We start from the raw sequence: 12,870 nt of genomic DNA, 5'->3' as shown, positions 1-12,870 counted from the left end.
AAGCGTATCCAGTCAGGGTCAGCGTGCGGGCATCTGCCAGCGCAATGCGTAGCGCTGCACGAGCGCGATCGATCGGTCGAGCGCGAAGCCGATCAGCCCGATCGCCGCGACGTCGACGAGCACCACGTCGAGCCGCAGCATCTGCCGGGCAAGTTCCATCATCTGGCCGATCCCGCTGTCGGCGCTGAGCAGTTCGACCGCAACGAGCGCGAGCCACGCGCGCGCCAGCGCGATTCGCACGCCGGTCAGCAGCGGAGGCAGCGCGGCCGGCAGCAGCACGTCGCGCAGCAGCGCGAAGCGGCCGAGCCCGTAGTGGCGCGCCATCTCGACGAGATCGCGCGGCGCGTCGTGCACGCCCGTGTATGCGGCCAGCGCAACCGGGAAGAACACGGCCTTGCCGACCACGACGAGCTTCAGCGGTTCGTCGACGCCGATCAGCAGGATCAGCAGCGGAATCAGCGTGAGCGTCGGCACTTGCCGCAGCAGGTCGAACGTCGGCCGCAGATAGTCGGAGAACAGTCGGCTGCGCGCGAGCAGGATGCCGAACGCGGCGCCGCCCGTCGCGCCGATCGCGAAGCCGAGCGCGAGGCGATGCAGCGTGATCAGCAGGTTGTCGCGCAGCTCGCCGGTGTCGAGCAGCGTGCGCAGCGTCGCCGCGAGGCGCTCGGGCGGCACGACGAGCTGCGGCGGAAACCAGCGCTGCGCGCTCGCGAGCCACCACAGCGCGGCGAACGCGACGGGCGTGATCCACCACAGCGCATGTTCGCCGAGCCGCGCGATGCCGGGCAGGCGGATGGCGCGCAAGCCGTTCGGCGCGAGGGCGCGCATCGGCATCAGCGGCTCGCGACGCGCGCGGCGTCGGCGTGCCAGTAGCCGTCGAGGCCGAGCTGCTTGAGCGCGGTCGACACGAAGGTCGGCGCGAGCAGCGCGTTCACGTCGACCGGCACGGAAGTCAGGCCGGCCTGGCGGCTGTATGCGATCACGTCGCGATAGTGGCCGGTCAGCGCCGGCGTGAAGAGCGGCGTCCATTGCTCCTTCCACGGCGTCGCTTCGTCCGCGTATTCGCGGCGGACGATGCTTTCCGGCTGGCCGGACGCGCTCAGGATCTTCACGTACGCGTCGCGGTTCTGCGGCTGCGAGATCCAGTGCGCGGCACGGACATAGGCCGTCGCGATGAGCTGCGTGATGTCGGGGTAGCGCCGCACGAAATCGTCGGACGCCCACAGTTCCGCGCGCATCTTCCAGTCGTCGGGCGCGGTCTTGGTCGACCAGATGATCTTGCCGACCTGCTTGTCGACGAGCGAATACGCGTCGGACAGCGTGAACAAGCCGTCGACGCGGCCGGCCGCGACGGCCGCCGCGCCGGCCTGCGGATCGAGGTTGTAGATCTTGAAGTCGGACAGCTTCAGCCCGTTCTCGGCGAGCAGCTTGCCGAACGTGACTTCCCACGGCCGGCCGCGGTTGAGCGCGATGCGCTTGCCCTTGAGGTCGACGATCGATTTCGCGGTCGAGCCGGCCGGTACGACGAGATACGTGTTGCTGCCGACGCCGCCGGGCACGATCAGGCGCGTGTGCGTGCCCGATGCGTTGACGACGACCGACGGCAAATCGCCGTAGCCGGCGAAATCGATGCTGCCGTTCGTGAATGCCTCGTTGACGAGCGTGCCGACCGCCGCGGTCGACACGGGCACCCATTGCAGCTTCACGTGCCGTGCCGCCAGCGCTTTTTCAAGCGACTTGTCGGCGTCGATCAGTGCGGAGGCGCCCGCGTATTGCGTCTTGCCGCCGCTCGAATACGCGACGACGGCGATGCGCACGACCTTGGGGGCGTCTTCCGCATGCGCGACCGGTGCCGCGAGCGCCGCCGCGGCCAGCGGCAGCGCGGCGAGCAGCGCGCGTAGCGGGCGGCGCAGCGAAGCGAGGGAGAGCGTGTGTTTCATGATGGTCCCGGACAGTGAACGGTAAAGGGGCTCATGCGCGCTTCTGCAGCGACGGCCGCAGCACGTCGGCAAGCGGGCGCGGGTCGATCCAGTCGGCGACATCGAAGTCCGCTTCCAGAAAGCCGTGGGCATGCAGGAACGTCTTGAACTCGTCGAGCGCGGCGATCGATTCGTCGTCGAGATTGACGCCGAGATGGCGGTGCAGCTGGTTGCCGTACGCGGCGCGCACCCAGTCGATCGACGACGCGGTTTCGCCGGCCACGTAGTGCGCGGTTTCGTCGGGATGCGCGCTCGCCCATTCGCCGGCGGCGACCACGAGCTTCAGGAAGCCGGCGACGATGTCCGGATGGTTCGCGAGCACGTCCGCATTGACGGTCAGCGGGCGCGGCGTGCCGTTGTTGTTGCGGATCGAGCGCTCCGGATGGAAGCCGATGTCGATCACGACGTGCGCGCCGATCAGTTGCGCGATCTCGAGGCCCGTCGAGCCTTTCACGTAGATCGCGTCGACTTCGCCGCGCAGCAGCGCGCCGGCTTCGGCCGCATAGAGCGCGCGGCTCGAGAAGCCTTGCGGCGACACGAACAGGTTCGCCGCGCGCGCCGGCCCGACGGCCTGCAGCGTGCGTGCGCGCACGTCGACGAGTTCGACGTCGCGCGTGGTCAATCCGTCGAGGCTCAGCGCATTGACGAAGCCGCGCAGCGCCGACGCGCGAAAGATGTCGATGCGATCGTCGGGGCGGCTCGGAATCGCGATCCGGCGCCCGCGCAACGCCTTCACGGAGCGGATGCCCGACTCGGGGCGCGCGAGGATCAGCTGCGATTCGTCGACCCACGACAACCCGATCACGCGCGTATTCGCGTCGTTCGAGCGCGCCCACATCGCGGGGATGCTGCCGCCCTGGCGAAACGACTGCGCGAGCGTGTGGTCGCTGATCGACGACACGTCGTGCCGCGTGGCGCCGCGCGGCGAGCGGATCGCGACGCCGTCGGCCGACGTCTCGCCGTTGAGCCAGCCGAGATGCACGGCGATGCCGAGCGGCGTCGGTACCGGCGATCGGGCGTACCAGAACGTCTGCTGCTTGTCCGATGACGAATCGGGCCTGTCTGTCATGTGTGAGATTCCCCTGTCTGGGTAAGCGTGGTCGAGGCGCGGTGTCGCACGCGCGGGCCGTTCCACATTGCAAGTTCCGGGCCAGTGAACGGAAACGGCCGTGCGGCAAGCGCAGCGGGCATCGCGCGCGATGCGTGGCGCGTCGGCCCGCGCATCGCCTGTTGCGTGAGCAACAGTCGCATCGAGTGCTGTTGCGCATGCAGCACCGGTGCGGCCGGTGCAGCAGCACCGCGCCGCCTCGTGTTCGCGATGCCGGCAACCTCGGGCGCGTTCCTGCCGTTTGCCGCCGACGCCCGGCCCGCAAGGCGTCGCGCGCGCTCGTCGGTCGCTTCGCAGGTCGGCGAGCGAGCGCGTTGGCACACCGCGTGCTTAACAGCGCTGCATACGCGCGGCACGCCGGTGCCGCACGCAATCCGAACGGGCCGACAAGGAGAATCCCGATGGCTGTTGAATTTCTGTGGCGCCTGCCGATGCACGGCGACGGCCGGCGCGCACACGACCTGCATACGCGCGGCGAGTGGAACCGCCAGCGCGCAGCGCGCGTTGCGCCCAAAGTCGACGACGACGATTTCGGCTACATCGACTACCTGTCGCAAGTCGCGCGTGCGGCCGATATCGTAGGCTTTCACGGCGCGCTGATTCCGATCTTCCGCTTTACCGAGGAGCCGTGGGTCGTCGCGGCCGCGCTGGCGCGCGAGACGCGCCGGCTGCGACTGCTGATCGCGCTGCAGCCGCATTTCGTGCATCCCGTCTATGCGGCGCAGATGGCCGCGAGCCTGCAGCGGATCAGCCGCGGCCGCGTCGAGTGGAACGTCGTCACGGGCGGCGGCGGTCCCGACCAGCGCGCGTACGGGGACTTCATCGATCACGACAGCCGCTATGCGCGCACCGACGAATTTCTCGACGTCGTGAAGGGCGTCGCGGCCGGCGCGCCGTTCACGTTCGACGGCCGCTTCTATCGCGTCGAAGCCGGCGGGCTGCTGCCGCCGCTGAGCGGCCAGACACCGCCGCGGATCTATCTGGCCGGCGCGAGCGATGCCGCGCTCGCGGTCGCCGCGAAGCACGGCGACGTGCACCTGAGCTGGGGCGAGCCGCTCGCGAAGCAGAAGGAGGTGATCGATGCGGCGCGCCGCGCGCTCGACCGCCAGAACGCCGAGCGCGACCTGCGCTTCGGCATGCGCATCGACATCCTGGCGCGCGAGACCGAGGAGCAGGCGTGGGCCGAGCTGCGGCAGATGTTCGCGACCGTGAGTGCGTCGACGCACAACGGCTTCGGCGGGCGCGGCGAGTCGGAATCGGTCGGCGCGAAACGTCAGTTCGCGCTGCACCAGGGCAACACGCAGCACTTCGACGACCTGATCGTCGGCCCGAACCTGTGGGCCGGGATGTCGCAGATCCGCGGCGGCCCCGGTTGCGTGATCGTCGGCAGCCACGAGCAGGTAGCCGAGCGGCTGGCGGAATACGTCGACATCGGCGTCTCGACGTTCATCCTCGCGAGCAACCCGCATCTGGAAGAGGCGTACCGCGTGGGCGAGGAAGTGCTGCCGCTCGTCGACGGCGCGCTGAACGCACGCGGCACGCAGGCGGCGCTGCGCGTGGCCGGCGCCTGAGCGCGGCGGTGGGCCTGCACATTCAAACGACAAGGACACTCACCATGACGACACTCGCTGCGCAGGCCACGGCTTGCGACGCACTCTGGTACACGCGCTGCCCGGTGCCGACCGCGCTCGGCATCGCCGTGCATCGCGGCTGGTTCGACGAGGAGTTCGGGCCGGACGGCATCGCGCTGCACTCGCTGCAGGAGACGGCCGACGCCGACAAGCGCGAATCGCATTTCGATCACAGCCTGCCGCACTCGTTCCGGCAGGGCGGCAACATTCCCGCGCTGTGGGCGCGGGCTCGCGGCGCCGATACGCGCGTGATCGGCCTGTCGTGGACCAACGAATTCCAGGCGATCGTCACGCTGCCCGAGCGCGGCATCCGCACCGCGCGCGATCTGCGCGGCCGGCGGCTCGGGTTGCCGCGCCATCCGATCAGCATCGACTTCTGGCGCGCGGCCGCGTTGAAGGGGTTCCTGAGCGCGCTCGAACTGGAAGGGCTCGGCCACGGCGACGCCGAATGGGTCGACCTGCCCGACACGCACGAGCGCCGCACCGGGCCCGCGTCGTTCACGCGCGGCCCGCACGAGTACGGGCTCGAGATCGCGGCACTCGTGCGCGGCGAGGTCGACGCGGTGTTCGTGAAAGGTGTCGAAGGGCTCGAAACCGTGCACCTGATCGACGCGCAGGTCGTCATCGATCTCGGCGCGCACCCCGATCCGCTGGTGCGGATCGGCAACGGAACGCCGCGCACGCTGACCGTCGATCGCGCATTGATCGATGCGCGCCCCGATCTCGTGAGCCGCTTCCTGTCGGTCGTGGTCGGCGCGGGCGACTGGGCCGCGCGCCATCCGGCGGAGACTGTCGCCTATATCGGCCGCGAAACGCGCGCGTCCGACGAGTGGGTGCGCTACGCGTACGGCGCGGACGTGCACCGGCATCTGGAAACGGGGCTCGCGCCGACGTCGATCGACGGACTGGTCGCGTTCAAGGATTTCCTCGTCGAGTGGGGCTTTCTCGAACGCGATTTCGATGCGCGCGCATGGATCGATCCGGCGCCGTTCACGCAGATCGACCGGCATCGCCATGCGTGGGTCGCGTAGCGCGCCGCGGCGCGTCATTGCAAGGAGTCGAACATGACAGGACTGGCGATCGAATACGGCGTGCCGCCGGCGCGCCGGCACGCGGCGCGCACGGCCGCCGCGGTTGCGGTGCCCGCGACACGGCTGCCGCCGGCGGTTCCGCCTGCGCGCAAGGACGTGCGGCCTGCGCAGCCGGGCGCTTGGCGCGGCGCGGGCGCGATTGCGCTCGCCGTCGCGGCGCTGCACGCGGGCATCGCGCTATTGGCGGCGCGTGCGCCCGCCGAGCCGCCCGTGCAACCGCCGAGGCCACTGCCGATGACGGTCGAGTTGACGCGGCCGCCCGAACCGTTGCCGCAGGCCGTACATCCGCCGCCGCCGGTCGTGCCGCCGAAGCCGTTGAAGCAGGCGCCGACCCCGCCGAAGCCGCGTGCGGCCGTTGCGCATCAGGCGGCCGCTCCGGCTGTCGTGCCCGCGGTGGCGCGCGACGCATCGACTGCTGCACCGGCACAGGTCGCCGCAGCGCCTGCCATCCCGAACCCGGCGCCCGTCTCCGCCGCGCCGGCCGCACCCGTGCGCGAATCCGCGCCGATCGGCGACGCGGCATACCTGCGCAACCCGGCACCCGACTATCCGGCGTTCGCGCAGGACCAGGGCTGGGAAGGGCGCGTCGTGCTGCGCGTGCACGTGCTCGCGAACGGCACGCCAGATTCCGTCGAGGTCCGCACGAGCAGCGGCCGCCGCGTGCTCGACAACGCGGCGGTGGCCGCCGTGAAGCGCTGGACGTTCGTGCCCGCGAAGCGCGGCGACGAAGCGGTCGACGGCTGGGTCAACGTGCCGATCGATTTCAAGCTGGGCTGACCCGCCGGGCGGCTCGCCACATTTTCCAAGGAACTCACATCATGACCGGTATCCCGACCACCTTCATCGTCCAGGGCGCGCTCTGGCTGCTCGTCGTCTTCTCCGTCGTCACGTGGACGCTGATCGTCGTCAAGGCGATCCAGAGCCTGCGGTCGAGCGCGCGCAACCGGCGTTACGTCAGCGCATTCTGGGCCGCGAACAGCTTCCACGACGCGGCCGCGCTCGACGGCGCGAACAGCCCGGTCGGCGAACTCGCCGCGACGGGCTTCGACGCGCTGCGGCGTGCCGACGAGAGCAGCGCGCACGATCTGGAACACAGCTGGAGCCGCCACGACCTGCTCGAACGCCATCTGCGCCAGCAGATCCACAATGCGCGCCGACGCGAGGAAGCGGGGCTCGCGGTGCTCGCGTCGATCGGCAGCACCGCGCCGTTCGTCGGCCTGTTCGGCACCGTGTTCGGCATCATCCATGCGCTGACCGCGATCACGCACAGCGCGTCGGCGAGCATCGACGTCGTTGCCGGGCCGATCGGCGAGGCGCTCGTCGCGACCGGGATCGGCATCGCGGTCGCCGTGCCGGCCGTGCTCGCGTACAACTTCTTCGTGCGTCGCGTGAAGGCCGCGTCGGCCGACCTCGATGCGTTCGCGACCGACTTCGTCACGCTCGCGCAGAAGGCCGGCTTCCGCGTGCCGGCCGCCGCGCCTGGCGCCGCGCCGGCACGCCGTTCCGACGACACCCGCCAGGAGGCGTTCGCATAATGGCCTTCTCGTCTTCTTCCGACAACGACGACGTGCTCAGCGAAATCAACATCACGCCGCTCGTCGACGTGATGCTCGTGCTGCTCGTCGCCTTCATCGTCACCGCGCCGCTGCTCAACAACGCGGTACACGTGAATCTCCCGAATACCGTCGCTACCGCGCCGGCCGACCGCAAGCCGAACGTCACCGTGAGCGTCGACGCCAAGGGCATCGTGTATCTCGACAAGCGAGCGGTCGCGCTCGACACGGTGCCGGCCGAGCTGGCCGCGCTGAAGGCCGGCCGCCCCGACGTCGCGCTCGACCTGCAGGCCGACGAGCACGTGCCGTACGGCACCGTCGCGAAGCTGATGGCCGCGATCGAGCACGTGGGCATCACGCGGCTGTCGGTGCTCACCGCGCCGCGCGGCTGACGCGCCCTTCAAGACTTCCTTTGCGAACGCATCCATGAGCACCACGGCTTCACACAACGTCCAGTCGATCTGGTACACGCGCTGTCCGGTACCGACGCCGCTCGGCATTGCCGCGCATCTCGGCTGGCTCGACAGCGAATTCGCCGGCGACGGCATCACCGTACGCGCATTGCAGGAAAGCCAGCACGCGGCGCTGCATCACGCGCACGTCGATCATTCGCTCGACAACGCGTTCCGGCAGGGCGGCAGCATTCCCGCGCTCTGGGCGCGCGCGTCCGGCGCCGACACGCGTGTGGTCGCGCTGACCTGGGTCGACGAGGCCCAGGTGATCGTCGCGCTGCCGGAAGCCGGCCTGACGCGGCCGAAAGACCTGCGCGGGCGCCGCATCGGCCTGCCGCGCCGCGACGGCGAGCGCATCGACATCTTCCGCGCGGCGGCGCTGCGCGGCTTCGTCAGTGCGCTGTCGCTCGACGGGCTCGGCCCCGGCGACGTCGAATGGGTCGACGTACCGGCGTCGAACCTGCGCGCGCCGGTGTCGACCCCCGTGACCCGCGACGCGGCATTCAGCCATCCGGCGAGCCTGTCGAGCCGGCGGCTCTATGCAGCCGAAGCGGCCGCGCTGGTGCGGGGCGACGTCGATGCGATCTACGTGAAAGGCTCGCTCGGGCTCGAAGCCGCGCACCTGATCGGCGCGCAGCCGGTCGTCGACATCGGCTTTCATCCCGATCCGCAGATCCGCATCAACAACGGTTCGCCGCGGCCGCTGACCGTCAACGCAGCGACGCTCGAGCGCCATCCCGACATCGTCAGCCGCTTCCTCGCGCGCGTGACGGATGTCGAAGGCTGGGCGCGCGAGCACGAAGAGGAAGTGCTCGGCTATCTCGGCCGCGAGACGGGGTCGGGCCACGACTGGCTGCGGCTGGCTTATGGCGCGGACGTCCACCGGCGGCTGCGCACGGATCTCGACGAAGCGTCGATCGCCGCGCTCGACGATTTCAAGCGTTTCCTGGTCGACTGGCGGTTCCTGCCCGCCGACTTCGACGTGCGCGCGTGGATCGACCGGCGTGCGCTCGACGGCATCGCGGCATCGTTTCGCGACGCCGCGCGGTGAGCGTGCCGGCACGCGTCGCCGGCGCATGGCGGCGCGAGCGCTTCACCGGCGGCTTCATGCTGCTCGCGCTCGCGAGCGGCACGACGATCAGCATGGCGCAGCTCGCGACGACGTTGTATGCGCTGGCACTCGGCGTCGACAGCGCGCGGCTCGGCATCATCGCCGCGATGGAGCCCCTCGGCATTGCACTGATGACCCTGCCTGCCGGGCTGCTCGTCGCGCGCTACGGCGCGCGGCGCGTGTACTTCGCCGCGAGCATGGGGCCGATGCTGCTCAATCTCATCGTGCCGTTTACCGGCGCGTGGCCGCTGATCGCGCTCACGCAGGGGCTGATCGGGCTATGCATCCCGTTCCGGATCGTGTCGATCAACGGCGTATTCCTTGCGCGTCTCGCGCAGATCGGCCTCGCGCGCGCGGGCTGGTATCGCGCGGCCATGTCGGTCGGAACCGGCATGGCGGGGCCGTGGCTCGCGAGCTGGCTGATCGGCGCGCACGGCGCGGTCGCGACGTTCTGCGCGGCGTCGGCGAGCTTCGCGGGCATGGCGTTGTTCAGCCGGATGCTGCTTGGCGACGCCGAGCAGCCGCCGCGCCGCGCACGGCCTGAAACGGGCACGCTGCGCGCGCTGCTCGCGCTCGCGTGGAGCCACGACGTGCGCGAGCAACTCGTGCTGGAGGCCGTGAACAGCGCGACACGCTCGCTCGTCGGCACGTATACGGTGGTGCTCGCGATTCAGTCGCTCGGACTGTCGCAGACGCGCGCCGTCGCGCTGCTCACCTTGCAGGGTGCCGTTGCGGTGATCGCGTTGTTCGGGCTCGGCAATGTCGCCCAGCGGATGACCGGGCGCCGTTGCCATGCGTTCGGTCTCGCAGGCGGCATCGCCGGGCTGCTCGCGCTCGGCCTCGCGCGCGACGCGTGGATCGTCGGCGCAGGGCTCGCCGCGCTGTGCGCCGGGTCATCGCTGCTGCATCTCGTCAACATGCAGCACCTGGGCCGCCACCCGGCCGACAAGAGCCAGGTGTCGAGCCTGTACAACCTCGCGTCGATGGCCGGCGCGTTCTGCGGACCGCTGGCCGGCAGTGCGCTCGTGCCGGTCGTCGGATTGCAGGCCGTGTTTCTGTGCTGGCTGCCGGTGGTCGTGCTGGTGGCGTTCGCGCTGCGGTTCGCCGGGAGCCGTCGCGGTGCGGCGCAGCCGCTGCCTGCAAAGCTATCCTGACGATCTTGGCTGCCGGTGTTGCGAGACCAGCAGTTTGCTTTCTTCCACAGATGCGTATGCAGCAACGCCGGCACCGTGCGCGTGCCGGCAGCCCCGTGTGACGGGCTTCTCGATGCTGGCATCCGAATTGCAATACAGAACCCGTGCGTCGCGCACGCACGTGCGTTCAACCGATCAAACAGGATGACTCATCGATGTTCAGGAAAAAACTAATCGTCACCGCGCTGGGGGGACTGCTGACGGGCGGCACCGTATCGTTGCCCGCATGGGCAGAGGATGGCGCGGCGACCGCGGGGGCGCCGGACGCGAAGCCGGCGCAACAGGCGTCGGACGACGCGACCGCGGCAGCGCCGAAGACCACCGGCGCGAATCGCGGGTCGACCGTACGCGAAGCGAATCTCGGCACGGTGACCGTGACCGCGCGCCGGCGCAAGGAGCGCATTCAGGACGTGCCGGTCGCGGTGAGTGCGCTGAGCGGCGACGCGATCAAGAACAACGAGTTGCGCGTGATCAACGACGTGACGAAGTACGTGCCGAACTTCAACGGACAATCGACCGAGGGCCGCGAACGGCCGCGCTGGTTCCTGCGCGGCGTCGGCAGCAACGATCCTTCGGACCTTTCGCTGAGCCCGATCGGCGTGTACTTCGACGACGTATACATCAACAGCGTGTTCGGGCAGGGTTTTCCGCTGTTCGACCTCGATCGCATCGAGGTGCTGCGCGGGCCGCAGGGCACGCTGTGGGGCAAGAATACCGTCGGCGGCGCGCTCAGCATCACGTCGCAGAAGCCGACCTTCGACGTGAGCGGCTACGGCAAGCTCGGCCTCGGCCAGTACAACAGCCGGCTCGCGGAAGCCGCGATCGGCGGTCCGATCGGCAAGAACGACGTGCTGGCCGCGCGCGTGTCGGTGTATCACGAGAATGCCGACAGTTTTTACACGAACACCGTGCAGCAAGGGCGCTTCGGCGGCTTCCACGACAACGCGGTGCGCTTCCAGGTGCTGGCCGTGCCGACGTCCGACACCGATTTCCTGTTCAACATCCACGGCCGCAACTACACGGGCGGCGGCGATGCATGGCACGCGGAGGGCGCGGGTCGCGGCGGCGCGAACCAGTTCGGCTTCGTCGGGTCGACCGATCCGTACACGGTGTCGCTCAATGCGCCGTCGAGCGATCACATCTCGACTTGGGGTACGTCGCTCACCGCGCACTGGCGCATCAACCCGGCGGTGTCGCTGACGTCGATCACGGCGTTCGAAGGGCTGCACCGCTGGTATCAGGACGACGAGGACTATTCGCCGTTCGATGCGGCACGCTCGCATGACCGCCTGTCGAGCCGCCAGTTCTCGCAGGAGTTCCGGCTCGAATCGCCGCAGAGCGAGCGGCTGAGCTGGCTGGTCGGCACGCACCTGTTTACCGAGCAACTGGCCGAGCAGGGCGCCGGCGGCGGCCTGCCGGGCGCGCCATCGCCCGCGTTCTACCACCAGACCGACCTCACGCAGCACACGCAGAGCGCGGCGATCTTCGGCAGCGTCAAGTACCGTTTCACCGACCGTTTCAACGTGACGGGCGGGCTGCGTTACACGATCGAGCGCAAGACCATCAATCTGACGGGGCTGCAGGGCACGGGCAGCGTGACGTTCAGCGATCCGAACAGCTGGTGGTCGCCGTCGTCGGTGTCGTCGCCGCTCGCGGTCAGCGCGCAGCAGAACCAGACGAACACGTGGCGTGCGCCGACCTGGGATCTCACGCCGGAATATGCGCTCAGCAACAACGTGCGCGCATATTTCCGCTATGCACGCGGTTTCCGCTCGGGCGGCTACAACGGCAACGCGTATACGCAGAGCACGGTGTCCACCGTGTCGCCGGAGTACCTGACCGACTACGAGATCGGCATCAAGAGCGAGTGGTTCGACAAGCGGCTGATCGTCAACGCGAGCGTGTTCCACTACGACTATCGCGACATCCAGGTATTCGCGCTCGCGCCGAACCCGTTCGGCGGGCCGCCGGTGTCGACGTTGTCGAATGCGGGGCAGGGGCGCGCGGACGGCTTCGAACTCGAGCTGAAGGCGCAGCCGGTCAACAGCCTGTACCTGTTCGCGAACCTCGGGATGCTGAACACGCGCTTCACGGAGTTCCGCTACGTGCCGACGGCCGTCGGCAACTCGTTCGCGCGTTCGCCGCATACGACGCTGAACGCGGGCTTCGACTATCGCGTGCCGGTGTCGTTCGGCACGTTGACGGCCGGGGGCGACGTGAACTACCGCAGCCGCGAATATTTCAGCGCGACGCGGCAGACGATGCCGCAGCTCTGGCAAGGCGGCTATACGGTGCTGAACGCGCATGTGTCGTACACGACGCCGAACCAGAAATACATCGTGACGGGCTACGTGACGAACCTGACGAACAAGGTTTACAAGAAGCTCGAGCTGCTGCCGTCGTATGGCGCGTATCCGGTGCTGTACGGCGATCCGCGCACGGTCGGGATCACGCTGACCGCGAAGATCTGACGCGCGGCGCATGCCGCGTCCGTTCGACGAACGGCGCGACGGTAACGTCGATCAGGTATCGGAACGTCGAAGTGAACGGCAAGGTTCGGTTCATGCCTGCGTCGTTCGTCGGCGCGCGATACGTGTACACGACGGTGCGCTACAACGCTACAACGCGACGACGCGACGACGCGACGACGCGACGACGCGACGACGCGACGACCGGCGTCGCGAAGCCGGCGATCCGGGGACGTCCGGGGATCCGGCACGGGTTCCGGGTGTGCGGGAAAGAAGGCGGCGGC

The 12,870-nt window shown here is 69.3% G+C and carries 11 protein-coding genes; 8 read left to right on the top strand and 3 right to left on the bottom strand.

The window, feature by feature from the left end; all coding sequences use genetic code 11:
- Positions 1-18 precede the first annotated feature (18 nt).
- Genes DIE12_RS19785 through DIE12_RS19775 form a run of 3 tightly spaced genes read right to left on the bottom strand, consistent with a single transcriptional unit; the run spans position 19 to position 3,048 of the window.
- Positions 19-834, bottom strand: a complete 816-nt coding sequence (locus tag DIE12_RS19785; RefSeq protein ID WP_044847308.1) for an ABC transporter permease — start codon at positions 832-834, stop codon at positions 19-21.
- Positions 834-1,940, bottom strand: coding sequence for a PhnD/SsuA/transferrin family substrate-binding protein (locus tag DIE12_RS19780; RefSeq protein WP_124520404.1), 1,107 nt, complete (start codon positions 1,938-1,940; stop codon positions 834-836). Before DIE12_RS19780 ends, DIE12_RS19785 begins: the two co-directional genes overlap by 1 nt.
- A gap of 31 nt (positions 1,941-1,971) precedes the next feature.
- Positions 1,972-3,048: an ABC transporter substrate-binding protein gene (locus tag DIE12_RS19775; RefSeq protein ID WP_124487730.1), complete on the bottom strand. Its 1,077-nt coding sequence runs from the start codon at positions 3,046-3,048 to the stop codon at positions 1,972-1,974.
- 440 nt (positions 3,049-3,488) lie between these two features.
- Here DIE12_RS19775 and DIE12_RS19770 point away from each other — a divergent pair, with 440 nt between their 5' ends.
- From DIE12_RS19770 to DIE12_RS19730, 8 genes are all read left to right on the top strand, one after another.
- Positions 3,489-4,658 carry an LLM class flavin-dependent oxidoreductase gene (locus tag DIE12_RS19770; protein WP_124487729.1) on the top strand — a complete coding sequence of 390 codons (1,170 nt, stop codon included), beginning with the start codon at positions 3,489-3,491 and terminating at the stop codon, positions 4,656-4,658.
- A gap of 44 nt (positions 4,659-4,702) precedes the next feature.
- Positions 4,703-5,749, top strand: coding sequence for an ABC transporter substrate-binding protein (locus DIE12_RS19765; RefSeq protein ID WP_044847304.1), 1,047 nt, complete (start codon positions 4,703-4,705; stop codon positions 5,747-5,749).
- 33 nt (positions 5,750-5,782) lie between these two features.
- Positions 5,783-6,586 (top strand): energy transducer TonB, encoded by an 804-nt coding sequence (locus DIE12_RS19760; RefSeq protein WP_124487728.1) that lies wholly within the window; start codon positions 5,783-5,785, stop codon positions 6,584-6,586.
- A gap of 41 nt (positions 6,587-6,627) precedes the next feature.
- Positions 6,628-7,344 (top strand): MotA/TolQ/ExbB proton channel family protein, encoded by a 717-nt coding sequence (locus tag DIE12_RS19755; RefSeq protein ID WP_124487727.1) that lies wholly within the window; start codon positions 6,628-6,630, stop codon positions 7,342-7,344.
- Positions 7,344-7,754, top strand: a complete 411-nt coding sequence (locus DIE12_RS19750; RefSeq protein ID WP_124487726.1) for a biopolymer transporter ExbD — start codon at positions 7,344-7,346, stop codon at positions 7,752-7,754. Before DIE12_RS19755 ends, DIE12_RS19750 begins: the two co-directional genes overlap by 1 nt.
- Positions 7,755-7,788: 34 nt before the next feature.
- On the top strand, positions 7,789-8,865 hold the full coding sequence (locus DIE12_RS19745; RefSeq protein ID WP_124487725.1) for an ABC transporter substrate-binding protein: 1,077 nt from the start codon (positions 7,789-7,791) through the stop codon (positions 8,863-8,865).
- Positions 8,862-10,079 (top strand): MFS transporter, encoded by a 1,218-nt coding sequence (locus DIE12_RS19740; RefSeq protein ID WP_124487724.1) that lies wholly within the window; start codon positions 8,862-8,864, stop codon positions 10,077-10,079. The genes DIE12_RS19745 and DIE12_RS19740 overlap by 4 nt, the downstream gene beginning before the upstream one ends.
- Before the next feature lie 194 nt (positions 10,080-10,273).
- Positions 10,274-12,589, top strand: coding sequence for a TonB-dependent receptor (locus DIE12_RS19730; protein ID WP_124487722.1), 2,316 nt, complete (start codon positions 10,274-10,276; stop codon positions 12,587-12,589).
- Positions 12,590-12,870 lie beyond the last annotated feature (281 nt).

Source organism: Burkholderia sp. Bp9015, assembly GCF_003853505.1.
Lineage (GTDB): Bacteria > Pseudomonadota > Gammaproteobacteria > Burkholderiales > Burkholderiaceae > Burkholderia.
The sequence above is the reverse complement of the archived record's forward strand: the minus strand, read 5'-3'. Positions and strand labels throughout refer to the sequence as shown.